The organism is Secundilactobacillus collinoides DSM 20515 = JCM 1123 (assembly GCF_001435975.1).
Taxonomy (GTDB): domain Bacteria; phylum Bacillota; class Bacilli; order Lactobacillales; family Lactobacillaceae; genus Secundilactobacillus; species Secundilactobacillus collinoides.
Genome location: NZ_AYYR01000039.1, coordinates 1 through 25,031 on the forward strand (window position 1 = coordinate 1; position 25,031 = coordinate 25,031).

At 46.4% G+C, this 25,031-nt stretch carries 21 protein-coding genes and 1 other annotated feature; of the genes, 10 read left to right on the forward strand and 11 right to left on the reverse strand.

Annotated features, from left to right (window positions below; all coding sequences use genetic code 11):
• Nucleotides 1-227: 227 nt before the first annotated feature.
• The gene (locus FC82_RS06885) at nucleotides 228-1,643 is read left to right on the forward strand and encodes a hypothetical protein (protein WP_054759421.1); all 1,416 of its coding nucleotides are present in this window, start codon (nucleotides 228-230) and stop codon (nucleotides 1,641-1,643) included.
• A 267-nt stretch (nucleotides 1,644-1,910) separates the two neighbouring features.
• Here FC82_RS06885 and FC82_RS06890 read toward each other — a convergent pair whose 3' ends face one another.
• The 7 genes from FC82_RS06890 to FC82_RS06920 form a co-directional block, all read right to left on the reverse strand.
• Nucleotides 1,911-3,065, reverse strand: a complete 1,155-nt coding sequence (locus FC82_RS06890; protein ID WP_056996577.1) for a 5-methyltetrahydropteroyltriglutamate--homocysteine S-methyltransferase — start codon at nucleotides 3,063-3,065, stop codon at nucleotides 1,911-1,913.
• A 421-nt stretch (nucleotides 3,066-3,486) separates the two neighbouring features.
• Nucleotides 3,487-4,587 (reverse strand): 5-methyltetrahydropteroyltriglutamate--homocysteine S-methyltransferase, encoded by a 1,101-nt coding sequence (locus tag FC82_RS06895; protein ID WP_056996578.1) that lies wholly within the window; start codon nucleotides 4,585-4,587, stop codon nucleotides 3,487-3,489.
• 48 nt (nucleotides 4,588-4,635) lie between these two features.
• Nucleotides 4,636-4,870 (reverse strand) — a binding site (T-box leader).
• A gap of 375 nt (nucleotides 4,871-5,245) precedes the next feature.
• Nucleotides 5,246-5,656: a hypothetical protein gene (locus tag FC82_RS06900; protein ID WP_056996579.1), complete on the reverse strand. Its 411-nt coding sequence runs from the start codon at nucleotides 5,654-5,656 to the stop codon at nucleotides 5,246-5,248.
• Between the two features lie 123 nt (nucleotides 5,657-5,779).
• Nucleotides 5,780-5,989, reverse strand: coding sequence for a hypothetical protein (locus tag FC82_RS06905; protein WP_056996580.1), 210 nt, complete (start codon nucleotides 5,987-5,989; stop codon nucleotides 5,780-5,782).
• A gap of 104 nt (nucleotides 5,990-6,093) precedes the next feature.
• Nucleotides 6,094-7,371 (reverse strand): dihydroorotase, encoded by a 1,278-nt coding sequence (locus FC82_RS06910; RefSeq protein WP_054759415.1) that lies wholly within the window; start codon nucleotides 7,369-7,371, stop codon nucleotides 6,094-6,096.
• A gap of 15 nt (nucleotides 7,372-7,386) precedes the next feature.
• Entirely contained in the window at nucleotides 7,387-8,331 is a 945-nt protein-coding gene (locus FC82_RS06915) for an aspartate carbamoyltransferase catalytic subunit (RefSeq protein WP_054759413.1), read from the reverse strand.
• 398 nt (nucleotides 8,332-8,729) lie between these two features.
• The gene (locus tag FC82_RS06920; RefSeq protein ID WP_056996581.1) at nucleotides 8,730-10,136 is read right to left on the reverse strand and encodes an MFS transporter; all 1,407 of its coding nucleotides are present in this window, start codon (nucleotides 10,134-10,136) and stop codon (nucleotides 8,730-8,732) included.
• A gap of 192 nt (nucleotides 10,137-10,328) precedes the next feature.
• On the opposite strand from FC82_RS06920, the gene FC82_RS06925 reads away from it, so the two are divergent.
• The 4 genes from FC82_RS06925 to FC82_RS06940 all read left to right on the forward strand — a co-directional run bounded on the left by FC82_RS06925 (nucleotide 10,329) and on the right by FC82_RS06940 (nucleotide 15,227).
• Nucleotides 10,329-12,740, forward strand: coding sequence for an ATP-dependent DNA helicase (locus tag FC82_RS06925; protein WP_054759410.1), 2,412 nt, complete (start codon nucleotides 10,329-10,331; stop codon nucleotides 12,738-12,740).
• Complete coding sequence (locus FC82_RS06930; protein ID WP_054759409.1) at nucleotides 12,718-13,413, forward strand: hypothetical protein; 696 nt, start codon at nucleotides 12,718-12,720, stop codon at nucleotides 13,411-13,413. Before FC82_RS06925 ends, FC82_RS06930 begins: the two co-directional genes overlap by 23 nt.
• Entirely contained in the window at nucleotides 13,410-14,315 is a 906-nt protein-coding gene (locus FC82_RS06935) for a sce7725 family protein (protein WP_054759407.1), read from the forward strand. The genes FC82_RS06930 and FC82_RS06935 overlap by 4 nt, the downstream gene beginning before the upstream one ends.
• 288 nt (nucleotides 14,316-14,603) lie before the next feature.
• Nucleotides 14,604-15,227, forward strand: a complete 624-nt coding sequence (locus tag FC82_RS06940; protein WP_056996582.1) for a helix-turn-helix domain-containing protein — start codon at nucleotides 14,604-14,606, stop codon at nucleotides 15,225-15,227.
• 559 nt (nucleotides 15,228-15,786) lie between these two features.
• Here the strand turns inward: FC82_RS06940 and FC82_RS06950 are convergent.
• The gene (locus tag FC82_RS06950) at nucleotides 15,787-16,071 is read right to left on the reverse strand and encodes a hypothetical protein (protein ID WP_153021034.1); all 285 of its coding nucleotides are present in this window, start codon (nucleotides 16,069-16,071) and stop codon (nucleotides 15,787-15,789) included.
• Nucleotides 16,072-16,612: 541 nt separating this feature from the next.
• Between FC82_RS06950 and rbsD the strand changes: the two genes are divergently transcribed.
• Nucleotides 16,613-17,008, forward strand: coding sequence for a D-ribose pyranase (gene rbsD, locus FC82_RS06955; protein WP_056996585.1), 396 nt, complete (start codon nucleotides 16,613-16,615; stop codon nucleotides 17,006-17,008).
• A 65-nt stretch (nucleotides 17,009-17,073) separates the two neighbouring features.
• On the forward strand, nucleotides 17,074-18,435 hold the full coding sequence (gene fucP / locus FC82_RS06960; protein WP_056996586.1) for an L-fucose:H+ symporter permease: 1,362 nt from the start codon (nucleotides 17,074-17,076) through the stop codon (nucleotides 18,433-18,435).
• Between the two features lie 119 nt (nucleotides 18,436-18,554).
• Here fucP and FC82_RS06965 read toward each other — a convergent pair whose 3' ends face one another.
• Nucleotides 18,555-19,595, reverse strand: coding sequence for a lactonase family protein (locus FC82_RS06965; RefSeq protein WP_056996587.1), 1,041 nt, complete (start codon nucleotides 19,593-19,595; stop codon nucleotides 18,555-18,557).
• A gap of 153 nt (nucleotides 19,596-19,748) precedes the next feature.
• Between FC82_RS06965 and FC82_RS06970 the strand changes: the two genes are divergently transcribed.
• The 3 genes from FC82_RS06970 to FC82_RS06980 all read left to right on the forward strand — a co-directional run bounded on the left by FC82_RS06970 (nucleotide 19,749) and on the right by FC82_RS06980 (nucleotide 22,469).
• On the forward strand, nucleotides 19,749-20,213 hold the full coding sequence (locus tag FC82_RS06970; protein ID WP_056996588.1) for a GNAT family N-acetyltransferase: 465 nt from the start codon (nucleotides 19,749-19,751) through the stop codon (nucleotides 20,211-20,213).
• 137 nt (nucleotides 20,214-20,350) lie between these two features.
• A complete protein-coding gene (locus FC82_RS06975; protein ID WP_054759396.1) occupies nucleotides 20,351-20,836 on the forward strand; it encodes a Fur family transcriptional regulator in 486 nt (161 codons plus the stop codon).
• Between the two features lie 532 nt (nucleotides 20,837-21,368).
• Complete coding sequence (locus FC82_RS06980) at nucleotides 21,369-22,469, forward strand: peptidoglycan recognition protein family protein (RefSeq protein ID WP_056996589.1); 1,101 nt, start codon at nucleotides 21,369-21,371, stop codon at nucleotides 22,467-22,469.
• A 257-nt stretch (nucleotides 22,470-22,726) separates the two neighbouring features.
• Here the strand turns inward: FC82_RS06980 and FC82_RS06985 are convergent, their stop codons facing one another.
• Nucleotides 22,727-23,500 (reverse strand): YibE/F family protein, encoded by a 774-nt coding sequence (locus FC82_RS06985; RefSeq protein WP_056996590.1) that lies wholly within the window; start codon nucleotides 23,498-23,500, stop codon nucleotides 22,727-22,729.
• Nucleotides 23,479-24,606 (reverse strand): YibE/F family protein, encoded by a 1,128-nt coding sequence (locus tag FC82_RS06990; protein ID WP_054759392.1) that lies wholly within the window; start codon nucleotides 24,604-24,606, stop codon nucleotides 23,479-23,481. The genes FC82_RS06985 and FC82_RS06990 overlap by 22 nt, the downstream gene beginning before the upstream one ends.
• Nucleotides 24,607-25,031: the final 425 nt, after the last annotated feature.

Below are 25,031 nucleotides of genomic sequence, written 5' to 3' on the forward strand. Positions count from 1 at the left end.
CTCCATGGCCTATTTGTATAATTTGAACTTGTTGCACTTAGATTTTAAATCCGGGCCTTAATTCAACCTAAAAAACTCCTTTCATTTTTCTTTACTTTCCATCACGAAAGTATTAAAATTTCTAATTTTCACAAAGTAATCAACAGTTTGATGGTATAGTGCTTTTAACGTTAACGCCGACGTTAGCGTGTTCACTTATTCTATTTTCCATAAAGGAGCGAGATACCATGAAAACTGGGATGAAGAAATCTCTTTATTTGGGGTTAGCAGCAGTTTCCTTGGTTGCTGCAGGTGCAGCAACTTCAACGACCGCGAGTGCTAAATCCTACGCAACGATCAAATCCAACAAGACTTTAACAACGGCTGCAACTAGCCGCAACGTTAGTTTAACTGGTTCAAACGCCATTTATAACAAGGTCGGGACCTTGAAGGGTGCCAAACTAGTTGCCACTAAGACAACCGCTAAAAAGTTAGCAAAGTCGACGAGTGGCAAGGCCAACTTCCGTGCCTACAAGGTTGCTGTTACTAATCGCGGTTCCGTCTACTATAAAGTCGTTTCATTCGACGGCTCATACCGTGGCTGGGTCTATGGTGGTAAATCAACTTCTGCCTTCGCTGGCGGGGTTAAGTCTTACGACACCACAACAACAGCTACTGCACCATCGTCATCAGCTACTTATAAATTGAGCGCCTCGACCAGCTCAACTTCAAACACCTTATTCTATCAACAACCTTCCTACGCCGAATACAAGATTGGCCGGGCGAAGGTCAATGGATCAACACTGACCTCCACCAGCGCATATGCTGACTCAACATTTACCTTTAGTGCTGCCGAAAAGACCTCACGTGAAGGCGCAACATGGTACAAAATTGCTTCAGTTGACGGTTCAACCACTAACGGCTTAGTTGGTGCCTGGGTCAAAGCCTCAAATGTTACCCAGACGAACGCAGAACCAACCGCTACCTCGTCAAACAGTGTGACAGTCGTTTACCGAGATTCGAGTGGTAACATCATTTCGACAGCTTCCAACAAGTTCATTGCCGCATCCGGCACTTCAACCACCGAGGGTGGCAGCGTTGGCTCTGACAAAAACACGGCTGGTGAAACGCTGGAAACCTTCGCAAAGGACAATGTCCCTTCTGGCTATACAGTAACTAGCACTTCTGACTTGTCATCCGCCGTCTATGGTGGAACAGCGTACGTGACTGTCGCAAAATCATCGACTTCTAAAGTCACCTTCGTCAACAGTAACTACAACACATTGTCATCATCTGACTTTGCCGACGGCTACCCATCATTAACGACCACCCAGCAAGAGGCTTTGACTGGGACTAGTGGGACAACAATCAGTTCTGACGCCTATGATACTGACGGTTCGATCGGCAGCCTCTTCAAGGGCACCTCAGAAACTGCCTACACCACTGCTACCAGCTCAGATGGCACCACTAAAAGCGGATATGTCGGTGCTTCAGCAAGCAATGGCCGGTCATACTTCTACGTTTATGATGCGGACAAGACGGCTTCTGCAAACAGCAACTTAAGCTATGGCGACACGATCAAGGTCGTCTTTGACACCTACTACGTCACGACTCCATCAACAACGACAACCACTGATTCAGGCAACACCAGTTACGTGAGCTAATTTAGCAAAACGCAACGCAATGAAACTTACCAAAAAAAATCTTATTCCGAATATCGGCTAACCCTATGTTAGCTAGTAACTTCACATTTTATGTAAATAGGTCAATGGCTGCCAAACAGCCCCAGACCGAAAACACGCGCACCCTGGTCATTTGGCCCGGTTGCGCGTGTTTTTTGTTATTGTTCGATTGTTGTACGAGTTTAATCCAATGAAAATAGCGTTGAACCGTGTTCTCGAAGGCAAGGGTGAATCACCTTCTTCGCCACTTTAGCCCTCACCCCACACAGCCGTGGCAACCTTCTTAACCAACTCGATTTTTGCCCACTGCTGTTCTTCGGTCAGAACATTACCCTCTTCAGTTGAAGCAAAACCGCACTGGGTACTTAAACAAAGACGGTCTAATGGCACGTACTTGCCGGCTTCGTGAATGCGGTCAATGATGACCTTTGGATCTTCCAGTTTGCCGTCTTTTGAAGTCACCAAACCAAGTACGACCAGTTTATCAGTTGAAACCTTCTTTAGTGGTTCGAAGCCGCCAGCCCGTTCAGTGTCATATTCCAAGAAGTAGGCTGACACATTTTCCTGATTGAACAGCGGGTCGGCAACTGAATCATAGCCGCCAGCTGATGCCCAAGTAGAATGGTAGTTACCACGACAAATGTGGGTGTTCACGGTTAAATCGTCTGGCAAGCCCGCAATGGCCTTGTTATTAACCGTAACGTACTGCTGTTTTAAAATTGTCAGTCGTTCTTCATCCTGTGAGGCATCTGGACGGGCACCATCGTGTTGGCTCACGAGCATGCCCCACGTACAGTCGTCCAGTTGAACATTGCGGCAACCAGCATTGTAAAGGTCCAAAATTACGTGATGGTAAGCTTTTGCGATACCTTCAATCAGATCATCATCGGTTGGGTAAAATGCTTGAGTGGCCTTTAAATTTTCTGGTCGTTGCAATTCTGCCAAAAATTGCGCCGGCGCTGGAATCGTTTGTTTGACTAAAACAGTATCGCTGGCATGTTTTTGTGTAAATTTGAAATGCTCAACAAACGGGTGGTTCTCACCACTCAATAAACCTGTTAACCGAGCACTTTCAGCCCGCGTTTCTTCATCGTGGAAACTGTAACCTGAATCCAAGCTTACTTTTTCAACACCCTGAAGACCCCAGAAAAAGTCGAGGTGCCACCAGCTGCGACGAAATTCACCATCGGTAACTGCGTGCAGGCCAGCGTTTTCTTCACGGCGCAGCAGTTCGATAATGGACTGGTCTTCCACCTGTTTGAGTTCGACGGCGTTGATCTCATGGTTAGCAAATTGCTCACGTGCGCGTTTCAAAGACAATGGCCGCAAAAAACTGCCGACGACATCGTATCGAAATGGTGAGGTTGTGCGTTTTGTAAAAGTTTGTGTTGTGGTTTCGCTCATTAGAAAAATCCCCTTTTTAAAAAACTTATTTACTGACAGTGTTCGTTAAATGAAACAAAAAAAGCTTCCGTCCCATACCAATTATTTGGTATAGGGACGAAAGCTCGTGTTACCACCCTAGTTCGTGCTGCGTTCACACACAACACCTCGAGGTACCTGCTGATACCCGGCCAGTTATCGGTGGCAACCGGAAGCAAAGCGTGAACCTTGCGACTGCTCTGAGCTCATCTTCGTCCCGTTTGCGGTCACCGCTTCTCACTTACACGGTTCACTGAACACCACTGGCGCAACTACTCTTCTCATCAACGCATTTCAATTAACGATTTATTAAATTCAAGTTAGATTATATGAGATTCATCTGTGAAAGTCAAGGGAGTTGCAAGCATCTCTTCTTTCCGAGACTGCGATCCGCGTGGGACACCTATGCTGGCCAAACTGCCTTTGCGGTATCCACGACCAGTTTTAGTTTGGCCCACTGGTCATCTTCAGTTAAATGGTTCCCCTCTTCAGTCGAAGCAAATCCGCATTGAGGTGATAGACAAAGATTGTTTTGGGGCACAAACTGAGCCGCTTTTTTGATCCGGGTCTTCAATAAATCTGCGGATTCAAGATCAGGTTTCTTCGTCGTGACCAGCCCTAAAACAATGCGTTGTTCACGACCATTGTCCGCAATCTTTTTGAGTGGTTCGAAGCCGCCTGACCGTTCGTCATCATATTCCAAAAAATAGCCGTCAATGTGCAGCTCAGCTAAATAATCGGCGACCGGATCGTAAGCCCCAGCGCCGGCCCAATTGGAGTCGTAGTTTCCTCGACAAACGTGCATTGTCAGTGTCAGGTCATCAGGTTTGTTATCCGCAATCGCGTTGATGGCCTTGACCGTTGCTTCACACAACGGTGCCAGTTCAGGCAAAATCGTCTTACCCTTTGAGAAGCTGGCCCACATGCCCCATGAGGTGTCGTCCAATTGCAGATAGCGGCAGCCAAGGTCGTAAAAGTGTTGTACGGTCTCTTGGTAAGCCTTGATCTCATCAGCCAAAAACGCGTCGAAATCATGATAGTAATTGTCGTAAATCATGGCAGCTTCATTAGGAAATAGCACCGAGGGGCTCGGAATCGTCTGCTTAGGTGTAATGCCAGCCGGAACAATACTTTGTAAAAATTGGAAGCCTTTGAAAAATGGGTGGTCTGGGTTGTAGGTGATTTTGCCATCAATTCGAATAGCGCCCTTGCGCGTTTCTTGTCCGTTGAACACAAACCCATGCTCTGGTTCAAAGAAATCGGCACCGTTTAACCCGGCCAAAAAGTCCAGGTGCCACCAGCTGCGATGAAATTCACCATCGGTAACATCGGTCAGGCCGAGATCGATTTCTTTTTTTACTAATCGTTCAACTTGTTGATTTTCAATTGCTGTCGCATCATTTTGACTAATTTTCCCGGCTTTCAAATCAGCGTGGGCCTGCTTAATTGCGGCCGGTCGTAAAAAGCTGCCGACAATATCGAAACGATTTGGAAATTGACTCATGATTAAATTCCTCCTATTTACAACAAAAAAATCGTCCCTAGAAATTACTCTAAGGACGATTGATCTTCGCGGTACCACCTTAATTACCCCGCCACGCGAGGTCGCTTAGTGTGCCCATAACGGTCACACAGCTGCAATAGTGGGCAGCACCCAATCCCGGCTTGCGATTGCTTACCATGATTTTGCTCAAAGACCATCTTCACCAAATACCGCTGATTCCATTGCACCAACCGGAACTCGCTTTGCAGGGTATGCTGGTTACTCATCTTCTCATTGTTTTATCATTTATTTGATTACTGTTAGTTTAATGCTTTGATGAGAAATGTCAACTTAATGTTGTGATTCTGTCAAAGAGAGAATTGAACTCTTTGGACCTGTTGACTTAAGTGGTGCTGGCAACGTGTTTTTAGGCCACCGTGCCAAAACGAGTTCCAAGGCAAGGGGCTACTGCAGAACGGACTCTGAACGAAAAAGTCAGGCCCGGACTTTTTCGCTCAGACTTTGTGGTGCTGGCGATGTGCTTTTAGGCCACCGTGTCGAAACGAGTTCTGCAAGGCAAGGGGCTACTGCAGAACGGACTCTGAGCCAAAAAGTCAGGCCCGGACTTTTTCGCTCAGAGTCCGTTCTGCTCCGCCCCTTAGGCGCCTTGCTCCACTCTCTACTTCACCACAATATCATAATGACTTCCATAGGTGCCACGATCATGCACGACCCCTACACCCAGTGGTGTTTTGATTTTTGTTCCAAATTTTTTGTTGTTGGCTAAAATGAGGTAACCGTTTTTGTCACGGCCGTTTAGGGTGTAGGTGCCGTCTGATGTATATGCACCCATCCCATACACGTGACTGCCATTTGGTGAATAGTAGGTAAAGACCCGTTTGTGGTAATAGACCCGCCCCATTCGTTTAAACACGCTAACGGACATTACGGCATCCTTGCTTGGATTGTACTTTGCCTGAGCATGCACCTGTGACCCTACTGGTGACAATGAAGGCAGTGCCAGACCACCAATCATCGCAACAAAGATTATCATGACGTTCAATAATTTTTTAACTGACACTGTCTTCATTCCCCGGTTTCTTTAGATTTTCTTAACAACTCGAGGAATAGCATACCAAGAAAACGTGACGTGACTGTCACACACATCTAACAATATCTGTTGCTTTGTCATAATTGAAATGAAACTGTAACACTAGTTATGTAAAGCATGAAACCATGCGCCGCGTAAATCGGCACCAACTATCTGCAGAATCACGGTAATCAGTTGATCAGGCATATAATCTTCCCCCTTTAGCTCGGCTACATGGCCGTTCACATGGGTGATTTTTGTGCCATCTGTTTTCAATTCAATATTATATGCTGTCAATAACTCGGCAAGCTTTTTTAAGTCTTCCGCTGTCATTCATTAAGTCTCCTTCATTGTGACGTCTTCTCAATTTTAGCATAACTAAAACACCACCGAGCAATGTGCTCGGTGGTGTTTCAGGAGAAATCATTGGTTCTTCATTAACGTTTATACGCAACTTGCCCATCAACCAGTGTTAACTGGGTACCGCCATAAACGGTATCACCAACAAATGGTGAATTATGACCCATTGATAGGAAGTCGTCCGTTTTAATTTCATAAGGGGTGGTGAGGTCAAACACGGCAAGGTCTGCCGGTTGGCCCACACTGAGGCTGCCAGCATTATCGAGGCCAAAGACCTTAGCTGGCTGCACAGCCATCCAGTTGATCAGCTGTGCGAGACTGAACGTGCCTGGTTTAACGAACTTGGTGTACAACTCTTGAAAGGCTGTTTCACTACCCGTAATACCAAACGGTGATTTAAGCATCGACTGCGCCTTTTCTGCATCCGTATGCGGTGCGTGGTCAGTCGCAATCATATCGATCGTGCCATCCAGCAATCCTTGAATCAGTGCCTGACGGTCGTTTTCACTGCCCAACGGCGGGTTCATTTTCAGCATAGCATTATCGGTAGTGATCTGGTCATCTGACAACAGTAAATGGTGCGGTGACACCTCGGCAGTCACGTTCACGCCAGCCTGCTTAGCAGCCCGTACAACCTGAATCGTGGCCGCAGACGAGACGTGGCAAACGTGGTAGTGGGCACCAGTCGCCTGAGCCAACACAACATCACGCGCAACCTGTGCCGTTTCACTGACACTTGGAATACCAGGCAACCCGAGTTCCCGGGAAGCAGCACCCTCGTGCATCACCCCGCCATGGGTCAAACTATCGTCTTCAGCATGAGCGACAACGGCCATGTCTAAACCAGCCGCCTGCTTCATCGCCTCATACATCGTTTCACTTGTCTGAACACCGTTGCCGTCGTTGCTGAAAGCAAACGCGCCAGCTGCTTTAAGGGCTTTAAAGTCAACCAGTTCGTCACCGCCGCGATCTGTAGTAATGGTCGCGTACTGGACAATGTGTACAGCGCCATCTTTCTTGTTTTTGGCAATTTGAGCTGTTATGCGTTCCGGTGTGTCTGGTGTTGGAATGACATTTGGCATTGCTGCTACGGTCGTAAAACCGCCGTGGGCCGCAGCCAGACTACCAGTTTTAATCGTTTCCTTGTCGGTCTGACCGGGTTCGCGGTAATGAACGTGCACATCGACTAGACCGGGACTAACAAACAAGCCAGCCGCATCAAACACGTCATCCGCATTCACTTGCGCACCATCGAGTTTGCCGATGGCTGCAATCTTATCGTTTTCAATTAAAATATCTTGGGTTTTGATTTGACCATCAATCAGTAACTGGCCATTTTTGAGTAATCGCTTCATTCGTCTCTTATCCGCCTAGTCTTCGTCAATCAGGCCGCGGTAGCGTAACATGCTGGCCATGATTGCCATGCGGATGAACACACCGTTTGCCATTTGAGTAAAGATCCGTGAACGGTCGCATTCAACCAGTGAATCTGCAATTTCAACACCGCGGTTGACTGGCGCCGGATGCATGATGATGGCGTGATCCTTCATTCGGGATTCACGTTCTTCAGTCAAACCATAAGCAGCGTTGTACTTGCTGGCTGTAAAAGTGCTGTTTTCTGATGCGTCCAAGCGTTCGTGTTGAACTCTCAGGAACATCATGACATCGACCTTTTCTACCAGGTCATCAACGGGCATCCAAGTCCCGTATTCAGCAAACTCGTTGTTGAACCACTTTTCAGGACCGCCAAAGTATACTTCAGCACCTAACTTGTTGAGGACTTCCATGTTTGAACGGGCAACGCGTGAGTGGGTCAAATCGCCGACAATGGCGACTTTTAAGCCATCAAAGTGACCGAATTCTTCATAAATGGTCATCATGTCAAGCAGCGATTGTGAAGGATGTTCGCCAGAACCGTCACCGCCGTTTGCGATTCCCAAGTGAATGTGCGGGTCGTTTACTAAGTCGTTGTAATATTCGTTCTTTCGGTCGCGGATAGCCACAACGTCAACACCCAAGGCTTGGAACGTCTTGACGGTGTCGCCCATTGTTTCACCTTTGTTAACTGAGCTGTTTGAAGGGTCGAAGTTGACCACTTGCAACCCTAATTTACGTTCAGCAACTTCGAAACTTGTGTGAGTCCGTGTGCTTGATTCGAAGAACAGGTTGGCCGCGTAGACGGGCCGCTTCAATTGGATTTCTTTACCAGCTTTAAATTGTTGAGCTTCACGGATCATGTCCATGACTTCATCAGCACCTAAATCTTTCATACTGAGTACGTTTGCGTAACTTAACGGCTTGGTGGTTTCTAGCATAATATTTCCTCCTAAAATTAAACGCGCCTTGCCATGTTTGCAAAGCGCGCCTTTTTAGGATTCCTCATTAATGTTCGGATTTTCCTGGACGTTTTGCTCTCACGGGAGACAATTAAATCGTCAATATGAATTAAAAAACCTCTTTACTGCCTGTGAGTAAAGAGGTTGGTGTCTGGACTTATAGCCAGTCATTACCGATCCTTTTTAGCCTCACAGGACTAAATGTTAAAGGTTTAATTGCTTTAAAGTATACGCACATTTCTAGAAATTGCAAGGTCGTTTTAAGATGTTTTTGCAGAAAGTTGGTTTCGTTTTATTTTGAAACATTGTGCGGTCTTGTGTTCGTCATAACCGAACATTATCCCTCCGTTAGGCCAAACGTTCAGCACCGACGCTTATCAAGCCATCTTGACGGTGGCAACCGCCTTACCCTGTAACAGTGACAGCAGGAACGCCAAAATAATAATCACCAGCGAGACGATGAACGCCGCGTGCATTCCATAGATAAACGCTTCCGGCTGACTCGGCAGGTAGTTGGTCACCCGGAACCCCGCCTTAACGCTCATACCTAAGAACAGTGTCGTGGTCGACAGGGCCGTACCTGAAATCATCCCGATATTTCTAGCGAGCGCATTAAGACTGCCAGCGCTTCCTAATTGACTTCTTGGCACAACAGACATGACAATGTCGCTATTCGGCGATTGAAATAGGCCAGTCCCGATAGCCATCACCACGGTGACTGCTACGTATACCCAAATTGGACTGTTGAGCCCAAGAAAGATGTATCCTGACTGACCAATAGCCACAATCAACAGCCCTAGTGTTGCAACTCGACTTTGTGAAAAATGGTCGGCCAGATAGCCGCCGAACGGTCCGGCAAACGTCATCACGATCGGGAAAATAATCAGCAGCAATCCCGCCGCACTCGCCGATAAGTGGCGTGCATCCTCAAGGTAAAACGGCATGATGACCACGGTAAAGAAGTTGGATAAAAAGATCAATACCGCGGCGCCCACCCCATACGTAAAGGGTTTAATTTTAAACATCGACAACGGCATCAGCGGCGAATCCGCGCGCTTTTCACTGTGGATGAAGCCCCAGAACGTGATGATAGCAATGGCATAGAGCGCCAGTGGCAACGGTTTAAGATACCCGATTTCCTGACCAATAAAAATGGCCACGAAAAAACTCACAATGAGCAGTGCAAAATTCAAGAATCCCGCCCAGTCTATCTTGCCGCTGGTCTCCGCGGTTGATTTCGGTAAAACAAACATCCCTAATATGATTGCAATGATACCAATTGGCAGGTTGACCCAGAAAATATAGCCCCAAGGCAGTTTCGCCAAAATAATACCGCCGACACCAGGACCAGCAACGGCCCCCAACGCCACGAAGGTACTAATGAACCCCATTGCCCGGCCCCGTTCCTTGAGATCAAAGGTGGCCGTCGTGATGCCGTACGTGTTCGACAGGGTCATGGCGCCGCCAAGTCCCTGGATGATACGACCAAATAGTAAAAACGGAAAGTTGATCTGCCAGCCGGATAACAACGACCCCACCAGAAAAACAACCGTTCCAATTCTAAAGATTCGAATCTTGCCATACAGATCTCCCAGCTTCCCAAAGAACAATAGGAGTGCGCTTAAGACGATCAGGTACAGTGAGACCACCCACTCAATTTGATTCATTGGAATGTTGAGCTGTTTGGCCATCACCGGCATGGCAACGTTGACAATGCTGGCGTCCAGATTGGACATGAACGCAAACAACCCAATTGAAACCAATATCCACCATCGATTTTTCATTTTAATGCCCCCAATATAACCTACTTATTACGTGAATTATAACGCCATAAGCGCTGTAAGACAGTATTAAGACTTGCGCAAATACACACAAATATATGGGGTTAAGGACTTTCTCAAACACCAGTCAAGTGCCATCCTTCGACAAGTGAAACATGGTATACTTGTTGGGACTAAAATCGAAGGGGAATCAGCATGAGCGTCAGTAAAATTGGAATTCGGGAACTCATTGAATTTACGCTGAAGGGCGGCGACTTAAACGCCAGTCTGAACAGCACAAACACGGCGTTAGAGGGCGCACGCATTCACCGAATGCTGCAGAGTCAGCGCGGTGACAACTACCAAAAAGAATACACACTGGACTACCCGATCACGCTTGCTGATCAGGACCTGTTAATTCATGGCCGGGCTGACGGTATTATCCTCAATGGCGACAAGACGGTTATAGAAGAAATAAAAACCTCCGACCTTCCCTTCGAAAAACTACCTGAAAACACGCTGACCCTGTACTGGGGCCAGGCAAAAATGTACGCGTTTATTTTGATGACTGACAAAGCGTTGACTTCACTCACCCTGCAGCTAACCTATTACCAGCGTCCAACTGAACAGGTTACAACCAAAAAAATCACCTATACATTAGCGGAAGCCACGACCTTCTTTCAGAGCGTGACCAAAGAATATGAAACGTGGCTGCAACTGCGTGCCGACCTGCGCCAGCAACGCAACGAGAGCATCGCACCATTGCAATTTCCATTTGACCATTACCGGCAAGGCCAGCGAGAATTAGCTGTCGCCGTCTACAAAGCCATTCGCCTCCAGCGTGAACTCTTCATCGAGGCGCCGACCGGTACGGGGAAAACTATTTCCACTATTTTCCCCTGCGTCAAAGCCATGGGCGAAAACCAAATGCAACGACTGTTTTATTTAACGGCCAAGCAAAGCACCCGCCACGTCGCGGAAGAAGCCCTCACGCTGTTAGCTAAACAGCACCTGCATCTCAAAAGCATCACGTTAACCGCTAAGGACACGATCACATTTCCAGAAGAAGCCGACCTCGCACCCGAAGAAAACCCCTACATGGTGGGCTACTATGACCGGTTAAAGCCGGCGATGAAGGATGTCTTGGAGCATGAAGACGCCATTACGCGCACAACGGTTGAAACCTATGCTCGCGAACACCAACTGGATCCGTTTGAATTTCAACTGGACCTCAGTTTATTTTGCGATGTCATCATTTGCGATTACAACTATCTGTTTGACCCGCAAGTTTACCTGCAGCGCTTCTTTGCCGTAGACCATGACGACGATAACTTTTTCTTAGTGGATGAAGCCCATAATCTAGTCAACCGGGCACGTGATATGTATTCGGCTGAACTCTCCCTCGGTGGATTGCAGGACCTGATTGATTTATCCAAAGCGCAAGCGGGCAAAAGGACACCCTTACTTTCCGCTTTCCGCAAACTTCGGAAGGCCTTTTTCACCTACAGCGGCCCAACCATGGCAAAACCAACTCACGAAAGCGTGTTTAACGCGCCCGCTGATGACTTCAACAAGGCGATTGAAAAACTCACCGGAACCATCAGCGACTGGCTAGCTGATGAGCAGCCGCAAACGGACTTCACCAAAGCCGTTCTGAACTACTATTTCAGCTGTCTGAGTTATCTAAAGATTGCTGATTTCTACGATGATACGTTCCGTACCCGGATCATGACCGGTGATGATGAAAACCGGGACATCGTGTTTAAACAGCTTTGTCTGGACCCCAGCGCTTTTCTGCGTGATTCATTGTTGAAGGGCTGCGGCGCCGTGCTGTTTTCAGCAACCTTTTCGCCGTTATCCTATTACCAGCGGGTGTTGGGCGGAGATACTGACAGCCTGTGTTACCAATTGCCGTCCCCGTTCCCACCAAAGCACCAGGCGATTTTGATTGCCAACTACATTGATACAACTTACCGCAATCGTGAAGCCAGTCTGCCCGATATTGTTGCCAGTATTCACACCATGGTGGCCCAAAAAAAGGGGAATTACCTTGTCTTTTTGCCGTCCTACGCCTACCTGAATACCGTTTTACAAGTCTTCCAAACGGCTTTTCCAGACGTTAAAACAATTGCGCAAACAACTGCCATGGACGAGTATACGCGACGAGATTTCCTGGCTGCATTCGATAATGATCCTGATGAAACATTGGTCGGGTTTGCGATTCTTGGTGGCATCTTCTCGGAAGGCATCGACCTCACCGCGGACCGCCTAATTGGTGTCGGCATTGTCTCTGTCGGCTTGCCCGGAATAAGTACCGAAAACGACCTTCTGCGTGACTACTTCGACCTGCAGGATGAACCCGGCTTTGAGTACGCCTACCAACTACCAGGACTGAATCACGTGCTGCAAGCAGCCGGGCGGTTGATTCGAACCGTTCACGACCACGGGGTGATCCTGTTGATGGATCGCCGCTTCAGTGCCAATCGGTATACCCGCTATTTTCCGCCGCACTGGCAGTATCACCGAACACTGTACAAGCAAGATGACCTCGCACCCACGATCCAACAATTCTGGCAAATGATCGACGCCGAAAAGGAGGCAGCTGATGAAAACCAAACTCACGCTTGAAATGGAACGCACACTCTACCAATACTGTCGTGACGCCGGTGCGGTGGTCGTTGAAGAGGTCACCATGCCGGATGATCAGGGCATTGTTGACACCCTCAGCTACCAGCGTCAAGCCGATGGCCACGTGGAATGGCGCTGTTATGAACTGAAGGTGACCAAAAGCGATTTTCATTCTAAGGCCAAGCTTTCCTTTATTGGCCACTACAACTATTTCGTATTACCGTTGAAGCTTTACCGGGAAGTCGCGGATGAAATTCCGGAAAAAATCGGTGTTTTGAGTTATCAACCCTACGATGCTGAACGGCTTGCCGCAGCCGACGAACCCGTCACAGTGCCTGGATACTTCACGGTCGAACGTAAACCGCGTTATCAGGATCTACAGTTAGACGAAGCTGACCTAACTGACCATTTCGTCCATTCGTTAGCGCGAGAAGTCGGCAAGGCCAAACGACTGGATACCGGCATTGCCCAGTACCCGACCGAACGACTGTACACCGAACTCAAAAGACGCCACCAGCACTATGACATTTACGATTCCGAAGCTAATTTTTACGACCGCTTTATTGACGAGACCAGATCCACTGCGGTGACCGCCTTGCAGGAAGAAGTCGATGCACTGAATCTTGAAATTGCGCAACTGCAATCGGTGTTGCTTAAGAAGGCAAAATCATGATCTATTACCCCTATTTTCGTGGGCGTCAGTTCGACCTGCGCGCCCTTACCCAGTTTGCGGGAACCGAATACGCCAACATAGTGCCGATCATTGAACCGGTCAAAGACTTAAACGCCTTACCGAAAACAATCAAGGCGTTTACCGCTGCAAACAATCCGTTAGCTGTTATTCAGAACCCGCAAGTTGGCCATTACCAGTACCAGGTACAACAACGTTATCCAATCAGCGACCTGCTGCTGGCGCCGAACATTGTCCCGGCATTTGTGCTCACGCCCCTGCTGCCGCCGGAACTCCTGACCGCGAATCCTAAAGCCGTTGTCATTGTCCAGCATTTTGATGACCTCCGACTCTTTGTACAACGTGATTGGCTGCCCGAAACTGTCACGTTGCTTGCAGCTCCGGAGGCCCGCGTACGGCAGCTCTTGCGTGGTCGACAATTTGGCCATCTGTTTGACCATTTTCCATTTCCGGATCACAGTGCGGACTTTGCTGACATGACCGATAGTTTCTATTCAACAGATGCTGAGTTTGCGCGTTTTTATGGTGAAATCGGCTTCAGCGACTATCTGACTATGGGCCACACCTACTCCGAGCAAGGCCATCCCAGCCGCGCTGTAACTTTGCACCTGACTTATTTGAAAGACAATCAGGTACGGGTCCACCACTTTGTTTCTGACCAGCACGATGATTTTGCCCACCCGAAAGAAAAGTTTTTTGAGGCGCTGACAAAGACAACGGCTTGGATCACTCGGCAACCAGAAGTGAACTTAACCCCAACAACCGCACGACTGCAGGAACTTTCAACAATGCGTAAATTTCCCGGAATGGGTATTTTGAAACAACTCATGATCACCCACCACCTTGAAATTATGAATCGATATCTGCACCAAAATAACGACTAAAGACTGCCAACAAAAGCGCTCTTTGGTCGTTTGTTATTGGTTTTCAATTATGGGTCACGAATCGTTTAGAAGATTTAAGTGATGGGGCAGTTGATGCCAGCGGTGCCGGCATTCATCGGCAAGAATAATGCCATTTATCCCGATGAAACGTTAATTTAGGTATAATTCTGGCTACTAATGCCGTTTTATCTGCGATGTCTAACGATGTGCTCTCAATCGTGTGATCATTCCCCCTTCTTGTCCCCACAGCAAACTATGGTAAACTATCCTTCAGAGGTTAGGTGAACAATGAAATTATCGGAAAAATTAAAATACTGCCGTACGAAGGCAAATCTGACTCAGGGAGAGGTTTCGGACTTGATTCACGTGTCCCGCAAAACCATCTCGGGTTGGGAAAGCGACCGCAGTTTCCCGGATATTAACGGTCTGGTCGCACTCAGTGACCTTTACCATGTTTCAGTCGATGATCTGGTTCGGGATGACCGGCTGCTGGAACACTACGCAATTGAATCCAAGCACAACAAACGAGAACAAAAAGTCATGAAATATGCCTACTACGTCAATATTTTGATGTGGCTGGTCAGTTATTTGAATTTCTTTCATCCGCACGGCTTTCACACGCCATTAATTGCATTTCTAGTCGTCATTAACGAAGTCGTTTTTCTGACATATTTTAACGATTGGCAACGTTTTGCGGGTCGTCGTGGCTGGATTTTATTAGCACTCATTGTCTTCGTGGCAGTCTTTGCCCTGCACGTTTATATCAATTTACTGATTCCAACGATCATCACTTGGCATCATTTGCAGAACTATAGTTTTTTGAATGGGTTATTTTTAGGCCGCTACATTTTGATTCTGCTGATTAGTGTCAGCATCGAGATTATGGTGTTTTTTCGGCCTTCAGGGAAATAAAAAGAGCTTGAGAAATTTGTATTTCTCAGGCTCTTTTATTGCCTTTTTGGCATGTAGTTGGTTTTGTGGGACTATATGGCTGGCGGTTGTTACGTGCTTTTGGCTTTTTGGCTTTTTGGCTTTTTGGCTTTTTGGATTTTTGGCTTTTTGGATTTTTGTTTTTAGGTTTTGAGGCCGTTTTTGTATTGTGGTTCTCTTGACTGAATGCGCAACACTAAGAATAAAGACCCCATGACACAGCACTTTCATGTTCTCGAGACTAAACGTGCTGCAGAAGGCAGAGGGCTCCTGCCTAAGGCACTTCGACCAAAAAAGGCAGACCCAGCCTTTTTCGGTCAAAGTGTCTTAGGCTCCGCCCTCTAAGCGCCTTCTTTCGCACTCTCTACCACATCACCAAGTCTAAAGGCCCCCTCCGTATTGTGGGTTTATCCCCTCCAGACTAAACGAGTTACGCAAAGCAAGGAGTTGCACACAAGAGGACTCTGACACAAATGCCAAGTTCGGGCATTCGTGTCAGAGTCCTCTTGTGCTCCACTCCTTAAACGCTTTGTTCCACTCTCTACCACATCACCATTATCAACTTCACATACCCAGCCAATAAGGTTAAACCGACAATCCACAGATTTAGATCAGCTAGCCGGCCGGCATTTTTTGTTGAAGGAAAGACAATGAAGTGGCCGCTCAGGACCATTAAACTAGTGAACATTAACATGCCATAGACTGCACTTGATGTGCTGACCAGCAGTGCGAAAAAGTTAACAATGTTGAGCATCACGACCAAGAATTGCCCCTCCGTGATTCGGTGTTCTCGAGTACTCAATTGTAAATTAAGACGATTCATCATTATCAATCACTCCCATCAGTTTTCTTTTAATTTCCATGATTATTGTAACGCACCAATCCCCGAAATAAAGGAATTTCAAGCATACTTTATCAAGTTCTAATTTAACCATAATTAGGAAAATGGGAACCCTTACATAGCGCGGTTTTCAAAATGAGACCGCTTATTAATTTCTTAAAGTAACGCCGTATTTACGGGCTTTAAACTAGTCATGATCACATCATATTTTGTGACGCTATTCTCAAAGAAATGGTTGCAATCGTTTTCAGGATATGATAAAGTGTTTTTCGTTGATGATTTAGGTAAAACGATTTACATAAATGATTTTATTTAGATCATAGCATTTCTTAATTATTGTTGCTGGGACGGCGCCATGTCAGAAAATTTTAGGCTTCTTTGGTTGCCGTGCCAAAATCGAGTGCCACAAGACAAGGGGGCAGCAGAAAAGGCTCTGAAAAAAATCAGGCCCGGATATTTGTCAGAATTGCTTCTCCTCTGCTCCCAAACACTTTCTGCCACTCTCTACCCCGAAAGGATGACCATCTTGAAGAAAACTACTGTAATCAACTCCGAATTAGCGACCGTTATTGCTGGGATGGGCCATATGGATTGGCTTAGTATCGGCGATGCTGGCATGCCCGTTCCCATGGGTACCAAGAAAATCGATCTCGCTTTAACAAAGAACTTGCCAAGTTTCATCGATGTTTTGAAAAATATTCTTAGCGAACTTGAAGTCCAAAAAATCTACCTTGCTGATGAGATCAAAACTGACAACCCCGAACAATTGTCCGCTATCAAGGCACTTTTGCCCGAAGCTGAGGTGGCGTTCATGCCCCACACCGACCTGAAAAAGAATTTGGCAAACACTCATGCCTTTGTCCGAACAGGTGAAATGACCCCGTTTTCAAACATTATTTTAGAATCCGGTGTCACCTTCTAAGAATTTATTTTTCTAGTAAAACGTTTTATGAACTTATTCAATCGCTAAAGGAGACCTTTATTCTTATGGAACAAACAGCCGAAAAACGCCACAGCTGGACACAACTCTCTGACGGGTACCTCAGCAAAACCCCCGTCTTTCAGTTTTTACTGGTATCATTAATTTTCCCACTCTGGGGCGCTGCCGCCAGTCTAAACGATATCCTGATCACGCAATTTAAAACCGTTTTCCAGCTCAATGATGCTGCGACTGCCTTCGTGCAAAGTGCCTTTTATGGCGGGTATTTCTTAATTGCCATTCCCGCATCGATGATCATCAAGAAGAACAGTTACAAATTCGCCATCATGACCGGACTGATCTTCTACATCATTGGCTGTGCCACCTTTTTCCCAGCTTCACACGTGGCCACTTACAGTATGTTTCTGGTTGCCATCTTCGCCATTGCCGTTGGCTTAAGTTTTCTGGAAACATCTTGTGACACCTACAGCTCAATGCTTGGCCCGAAACAATATGCCACGATTCGTCTGAACTTCTCACAAACACTAGTACCGCTTGGTGATATTGCCGGGATTCTCCTAGGCAAGTACCTCATCTTTGGTTCGGTTGGCAACCTCTCTGAGAAAATGTCGACCATGCACGGTGCTGCTCGGTTAGCATACGGCGAACAAATGTTGCAAATGACGTTGCGTCCTTATAAGTACATCCTGATCGTGTTGTTGGTGATGCTCGTGATCTTCGCACTTGTGCCAATGCCGCGCGCCAAAGCCACCGCTGAAACCAGTGTTGATAGCGAAGTGACTGAGGAAGAAAAACCAAGTCTCCGCGAAACAGTGGCCTACCTTTGGCACAACAAGAACTTCAAAAAAGGTGTTTTCACCCAGCTTATCTACGCCGGATTGCAGACAACAGTTTGGTCGTTTACCATCCGTTTGGCCCTGAACTTGAATCACAACATTACGGATAGCGCAGCCTCAACCTTCATGATTTACAGTTACGTTGCTTGGTTCGTTGGAAAGCTCGTGGCAAACTTCTTTATGAGTCGCTTCTCGATCACAGGTACTTTGACCGGTTTCTCCCTGCTGGGAGTCGTTAGCCTAATCGTCACATTTACGGTGCCAAACATGACTGCTGTGTACGCTGCCATCATGACGAGCTTTTTCTTCGGTCCTGAATGGCCAACCATCTACACCCACACCCTTGATCAAGTGAAGGAAAAGAAGTACACCGAAACCGCTGGTGCCTTCATCGTAATGGCGCTCATTGGTGGTGCCATTGTGCCCGCTCTGCAGGGGGTCGTCTCTGACCTGACTGGCTCAATGCAATTCTCATTTATCGTGCCGGCACTGTGCTACTTATACATTACCGTTTACTTCTTCTTAGAATACCGATTTGAAAAGAAACATCCTGAAGACTTACAGGAACACTAATTATTATTCTAAACGTGTCGTACTGGCCGTGACATTAGCGCCGAGTAACGACAAAACAAAAATACCAAGCTGAGGAAAATTCCAAAGCTTGGTATTTTTTTATCACTATTAAATTGTAACTAATATTCGAGTTTCACACAAACGCCTTCAGGTACCGTAACGTCCTTTTGAACGGTAGTCAACTTACCAGAAGCAGCGTCGCGACTATACAGCGTTGCATTATCAGTGTTTTGGTTAACCAGGATGATGAACGATTCGTCACTGTTGAAGTTGAAGTCTCGTGGGAAGTCCCCTTCAGCGGGTGTTTGGTCGATCAGTTGAACACTGCCATCGGCTTGAATTGCCAAAGTCGCAAGGGAGTTGAAGCCCCGGTTAGAGACGTAAATGTATTTGTGGTCACTGGTGATTCGAATCGCAGCGGCGCCGTTATGTTCAGTCCAACTATCCGGAATCGTTTTAATGGTTTGGCTCAGACTAAAACTGCCGCTCTTTCGGTCATAGTCGAGAACGGAAACTTTGCTTGAGAGTTCACCGGCGAGATAGGCCTTATCAGTTTCTGGGTTGAAGACAATGTGCCGTGGGCCAAAACCGGCTTCACAGCTGAAACGAGAAACTTCTGACAGTTTACCAGTTGCCGAAACATCATAAACATACACCGTATCGTTACCCAGGTCACAAACAACGATTCGGTTATCAGGTGTCAAATCAGCAAAATGTGGGTGGGGGCCGTCTGCTTGTTCTGGAAGCGGTCCTTTACCAGTGTGCTGGGCCTGATCAGTCTGGGTCAAAGTCCCGTCAGCGGCAATCTTATATACCGTCACAACGCCCATGTGATAGTTGGCCGTGTAAACCAATTGGCGTGCTTCATCAACGGTCACGTAGGCTGGTGAAGTCCCGTTAGCCAAGTACTTGTCAATTTCAGTAAACGGCCGCGAACTGGCATCAAAGGCCTTCAAACCGCCAATTTTTTTACCATCAGCAGATTCAGCATCAATCGCATAAACCTTATTTGCTTTAGATTGTACGAGATAAGTCGGGTTGCCAGAACGGCCGACCAACGTAAGGTTTTGTAACTTTTTAGCGGCAGTATCAAGTTCTAATTCATAGATACCTTCGCTGCTTTTATGCGTGTATGTCCCAATCAGAAGTTTTTCGATCATAATCTTCAATCTCCTATTTATGCAAGTTTGTTAACCCTTTCATTATATCATAAACTATGAAAGCAACATGATTTAATCAATTAAGTTACATTTTCACCCAGATGTGATACACTAACATTTATCGTACTTTTAGTAAGGAAGGAGCCGTTTATCGTGGCTCAGTTTGAAAGATACCATCCAATCATGACTGCTCACTATCAGTTAGACTGGCTGACGCAGTTTAAGCTAACGGATATCAACCGGTTGCGCCAACAGACTAATACCGGCGAGACAGTGGTTGAAACAGCAAATTATGTGAACCGCCAAATGAGTACCATTATGCAGAATCAAGCCCTAATTTGGGGCATTCAAGATAAAACTAGTCAGCAGTTTAACGGCATCATCGGGCTGAGCAAGTTAACTGGTAACTCAAGTGAGGCTACCTTGGTATTAACTCTGACACCAGATGCTGATGCTCGTCAAGTAGTCAGCGAGTTGGTCGAACACACTGCTGCTTTTGCCGATAAAGAATTACACCGATCAACTCTCCTTATTGCCGATGATGTGCCGTTAAAATCCCTTTTTCTACAAAATGGGTTTGCTTCAAACGGTACATACCTGTCGCGAACTGTGGATTAAATACCGTTTAAATAGTCTAAATTTAATTAAAAATACGATTAAATTGGAATAATCCTGAAAAACAATCTGTTATATTGGAATTATTCTAATAACTGTCTTATGATGTAGTTAATAATAATTCAAAGGAGGAACCGCATTTGGCAGACGAAGCCCTTGATAAGGCGTTGAATACTTTGTGCGACAAGCATGTCCGCATTACACCACAACGCAAACTCATTCTAAATTACCTGATCACACACCATAACCACCCTGCTGTGGAAGTCATTTACCAAGAATTGGCCCCGCAGATGAGTAGTTTAAGTCTGGCAACCATTTATAACACACTCAATTTGTTTGTGGAGATGGGGATCGTTATTGAAATTCCAAATGAAAACGGTGGTATTCGCTACGACTTCTTTGGTAGTCCCCACTATCACGCAATCTGTGAAAATTGTGGAAAAGTGACCGACATTTTTGACCCGAATTTTCCTAAAATAGAAGAAATGATTCAAACGGAAGCTGCCCGGCAGTCTGGCTATAAGATTACCAGCAGTCACATTGAAGTGTACGGCCTGTGTGATGAATGCCAGGCTAAGTTAGCAGCACAGAAGCCTGATGGTGCCGCTGCTGAGGCACACGTTTAGGTTGGTGCTGGTCGTTTGTGACCATGAGAATAGAAATTTAAGTGTTTAGTGAATAAGCGCCATGGCTAATTTGGTCATCTTTTGATGAGTTGACCAAATTAGCTATGGTGCTTATTTTTTTGTTTTATGGGTGGCAGTCTTGGTTTTACGTCTTGGTTGGCTCTGTTTAATGGCGTAGTGGTTTTCTTTTTTGTAAGTAGCCTCCTGTCCTCAAGCCGAAACGTGCTGCACGGGGCAAGGAGTTGCACCTAGTGGACTTTGACCACAAAAACCAAGTTCGGACTTTTGTGGTCAAAGTCCACTAGGCTCCACTCCTTAACCGCCCCTGGTTTTGCACGCTTACTTTGTTACCTACTCTTAACACGATTGAAAACTAACTCCCTCCTGCCCGTCAACGCAGTCTTCACGCCTGTAATATAAGGCTTTATCTCAAGCTTACCGGTTGTTTTTCACCTCAATCCTCGGTATGATAACCATCAGAAAATGAATTAGCCGTTCATGCAGAAATCAAAAATTAGAGGGATGAATAGATTTGAAAAAATTAACATTATTAATGACCGGTTTGCTAACCCTCGTTGCCGTTGGGTTGGTCGGCACACATAGTGCGACAACTGCACATGCCAGTTCGTCAAAACTGAATGACTACATTTCTAGTCAAGATATTAAACCAGCTTCAATTACTAAGAGTATTTGGAGCGGTTTCCCAAAAAATAAGTACCGTAACGGATACGGCAAGCCTGAGGGGGTCGTCGTTCACGAAACGGCCAACTCCAGCTCAACCATCTATAACGAAATTGCTTACATGAAGAAAAACTACAACAACGCGTTTGTCCATTCTTTCGTTGATGCCAGTCGGATCATCAACATTGCAAATACAAACTACTTGGCTTGGGGTGTTGGTTACCCAGGTAACGCGCGGTTCGTTCAATTTGAACAAATTGAAGTCCACAGCAAGTCAGCCTTCGCACATGAAATTGCCAACGCTGCTTGGTACACCGCCTACCTGCTCCATGAATATAACTTGAAGCCAAACGATGCGGCCTATGATGGTAAAGGGACGGTCTGGTCACATAACGCCGTTTCTAAATACCTTGGCGGCTCATCACATACCGACCCAGTTGGGTACTACTCTTCAAATGGTAAGAAGTACTTCGGTCAGGCATACACCATGGCTCAGTTCTACACACTGGTTAAGGCTTACTACAACAGCGGGACATCATCATCGTCTTCATCAACTGCCTCAACCTCGTTGAATAAGGCAACGTACACAAGTGAGTCCACTACGGCCACACTTTCAAGCTCATACAGCAAGTACAAGCTCTACAACCACGTTAAGGGCACCTACACCAACATGACAACGTACAAGTGGTCTTCTATCAGTGCTAAGACTGGTAAGAAAGTGTACATCAACATGAAGGGTATTCGGAGTCCTCAAGGCAGCACTTGGTACCGATTTACGACCAGTACCGCAAAGGGTGCTAAACAATATTGGGCATACTCAGACGCGTTTAACTTATCAACAACGGCGTCATCATCAAGCGCAAGTTCCAGCTCAAACGCCGCAACGAGTTCAAGTTCAAGCAGCACCACAACTGCCAGCTCAACCACGGCTTCCAGCTCAAGCTCAAACTAATCATGCACGTCAAGAAGTCAGCAATAAGCTGGCTTCTTTTTTTTGCTCTTTTACATAAAAGTTATCAGGAATAGTAACCACCGAAACCGTTCTGACCACTCTTAATACCTTGACAGTGCAGTGTCACTGAACGGGCACCGACTTCGAGCTAGCACTAGAGAGTCTCAGACCCGAATGATATCATCCCAATATCAAATAAAGAAGCCACCCAGCAACAACCGTTACCTGGGTGACTTCTTGACACTTTACTCTGTCTTTTATTCAGATTTATTCGGGTTTTCCCGCATCCGTCTGACCCGCAGCATCATCGCTGAAGTCGTCAGCGGAATCGTTGCAATGACGGAAATCATCGAAAACAAGACCATTAGGATCTGCCCAACAAAGATGCGATCATTTAAAATTTCTCCTAACGAGTAGTGCACACTCGCAAACCAGATAAACAACGCGAGAAAACCGCCAAAGAAGCCGAAGAACAAGGTGTTAAACGTTGTCCCGATAATTTGCTTACCAATTCGCAAACCGGCACCCTGCAGGTTTTTCAGCTCAATTTTAGGATGCTGTTCCAGAATCTCGGCTAAGCCGGCAGAAATGGCGATTGCAGCTTCTGCAATTGCACCCAGTGTACTGAGAATAGCGGTTGCCATCGCGACTTGCAGGTAATTAATACCTAACACGTTTGACATGCCTTCCAAGTCTTCACTATCTTCCTGTCCAAACCCCTGAATCTGTGCCCAGTGCTCGACTGGGACAATCACTAACACCAGCACGACCAGCACAATGAGTGACGCGTAGAAGGCTACTTCGGTGCTGTAATCGTCACTGCCACCAAGAAAAATGGTCATTGCTAGAACGATAATACTGGTGACCAGCGTCACCACGATTGGGTTTAAATGAAACGCCATCAACACAATGGCGAAGAATAGCGCGCCAAAGTTGAACAGCAGGCTCAAGAATGCTTGGACGCCCTGTTTACCGCTCACTAAGACCATTGAAACCAATAAGACTAACCCTAATGCCGTAATCGTGCCCATGGCTTTTTACCCCCTAACACCATACTTGTAATGCCGCATGCCAGCGGAACCGTCAACACGATTCCAATACCGCTGATCAGACTTTGAATGACACCAAGCGACATGGTCATATTAAATGTGTAGCCCCACGAGTTTGCGTTTTTAAAGTAGAGCAGCGCCAGCGGTAAGGTGTCAGCAACAAAAATGAAGAACAGCACATTGATCAACGGTCCCATGATCTCACCACCGATTTGTCGGCCGGATTTAAAGATCTGCTTCGCCGTGACATCGGGTCGTTCCTCTTTGAGTGCAGTGAGTGACGCAATGATATCTGTGGATTCATCCATGACAGCACCCAACGACCCCAATAATGTCTCGGCTAAAAATAGCGGCTTGGGCAACTGGGTCACGTACTGCATTGACTCATAGTAGACGCCCTTTTCGTTCGTAACCATAAAGACAAGCAGGGCAATGATGATCGACAACGCGGTCCCGCCGATCGTCGTGGCAAGCGTCATCAGCATTTGTTTATTCGGCCCGATAACAATTAGTAGCGTCAACGCCGCAAAAACAATGGCCAGCAACCCGAATATCACGAGCACTTTACTGCCTTGAGTATCCGAATTCCAGTTGACCGCCATGGCAAATAGCACGGCGTTAACGACCACGCTCAAAAAGGCCATAGCCCCACTGAACCGCATGAGAATCAACAGCACACTGAGCGTCAACCACACGACGAACGCCAACGACGTATCTCGTTTCAGTCCCGAAATGGTACTGCTCGTAATTTCCCCGTGATGCCGGTGCAACGTCAAGAACACATGCTGATGCCGATAATACGCCTGAGTCGTTGCCTGAGATTTCATATATGTATTCTTGATAGTAAGCTGCTGCCCCTTATCCTTACCATTCGTAATCGTCCCAGTAACTGCTTGTGTGATTTGCCGATCTTTGTTTTCAAACTGATCGGATTGCTGTTCATTTGCCGTGGTCTTAACGGTTGTGATCTTCATAATCGATTGCTGGTAAAGACCATCATCGTGCGCGATTCCCAACACGCAAAGGCCGCCAATCAAAACAATGATAATCGGCCACCATTTCAACCAACGGCGCATAACTGATTGCATAACTTTCACCCCAAAACACGTTTTGAATTTATCATAACACACCCTTCAAATGGCCGGTTTGGGTCGGTTGATAATTAACTAAACTGTTACTATTTTAGGCAGAGCTTATAACAGAATGGCACCGACCTAGAAAAATGATAAGCACGGGGTCAAACGCGAGATTGAAACGTTACATATTCGCAAAGCAGGCTAGCAAAACGAATTTTGTTAAAAAAGACTAGAGTAACGGAACGTTGTCTTGCTAGGCATAATGCCGGTTTATCAACAAAAATCCCAAATCCAACCTTGCATTCACCCCCCTTCCTGCGTTAAAATAATTGAATGATTGATTAATATTTTTTTGAAGTGAGGGTTAGACATGAGAAAAGCACATCCACATGGAGTACAAGGCCATCGTCCAGTTAATGCTAAAAAGGGCGAGAAGC

What these genes read in the sequence shown, in the direction of transcription:
- FC82_RS06890 (WP_056996577.1), bottom strand. Translation starts at nt 3,065, where the DNA reads ATGAGCGAAACCACAACACAAACTTTTACAAAACGCACAACCTCACCA.
- FC82_RS06990 (WP_054759392.1), bottom strand. Translation starts at nt 24,606, where the DNA reads ATGCAATCAGTTATGCGCCGTTGGTTGAAATGGTGGCCGATTATCATT.
- FC82_RS06885 (WP_054759421.1), top strand. Translation starts at nt 228, where the DNA reads ATGAAAACTGGGATGAAGAAATCTCTTTATTTGGGGTTAGCAGCAGTT.
- FC82_RS06940 (WP_056996582.1), top strand. Translation starts at nt 14,604, where the DNA reads ATGAAATTATCGGAAAAATTAAAATACTGCCGTACGAAGGCAAATCTG.
- FC82_RS06930 (WP_054759409.1), top strand. Translation starts at nt 12,718, where the DNA reads ATGAAAACCAAACTCACGCTTGAAATGGAACGCACACTCTACCAATAC.
- FC82_RS06950 (WP_153021034.1), bottom strand. Translation starts at nt 16,071, where the DNA reads ATGATGAATCGTCTTAATTTACAATTGAGTACTCGAGAACACCGAATC.
- FC82_RS06920 (WP_056996581.1), bottom strand. Translation starts at nt 10,136, where the DNA reads ATGAAAAATCGATGGTGGATATTGGTTTCAATTGGGTTGTTTGCGTTC.
- FC82_RS06895 (WP_056996578.1), bottom strand. Translation starts at nt 4,587, where the DNA reads ATGAGTCAATTTCCAAATCGTTTCGATATTGTCGGCAGCTTTTTACGA.
- FC82_RS06925 (WP_054759410.1), top strand. Translation starts at nt 10,329, where the DNA reads ATGAGCGTCAGTAAAATTGGAATTCGGGAACTCATTGAATTTACGCTG.
- FC82_RS06910 (WP_054759415.1), bottom strand. Translation starts at nt 7,371, where the DNA reads ATGAAGCGATTACTCAAAAATGGCCAGTTACTGATTGATGGTCAAATC.
- FC82_RS06985 (WP_056996590.1), bottom strand. Translation starts at nt 23,500, where the DNA reads ATGGGCACGATTACGGCATTAGGGTTAGTCTTATTGGTTTCAATGGTC.
- FC82_RS06900 (WP_056996579.1), bottom strand. Translation starts at nt 5,656, where the DNA reads ATGAAGACAGTGTCAGTTAAAAAATTATTGAACGTCATGATAATCTTT.
- fucP (WP_056996586.1), top strand. Translation starts at nt 17,074, where the DNA reads ATGGAACAAACAGCCGAAAAACGCCACAGCTGGACACAACTCTCTGAC.
- FC82_RS06935 (WP_054759407.1), top strand. Translation starts at nt 13,410, where the DNA reads ATGATCTATTACCCCTATTTTCGTGGGCGTCAGTTCGACCTGCGCGCC.
- FC82_RS06905 (WP_056996580.1), bottom strand. Translation starts at nt 5,989, where the DNA reads ATGACAGCGGAAGACTTAAAAAAGCTTGCCGAGTTATTGACAGCATAT.
- FC82_RS06965 (WP_056996587.1), bottom strand. Translation starts at nt 19,595, where the DNA reads ATGATCGAAAAACTTCTGATTGGGACATACACGCATAAAAGCAGCGAA.
- FC82_RS06915 (WP_054759413.1), bottom strand. Translation starts at nt 8,331, where the DNA reads ATGCTAGAAACCACCAAGCCGTTAAGTTACGCAAACGTACTCAGTATG.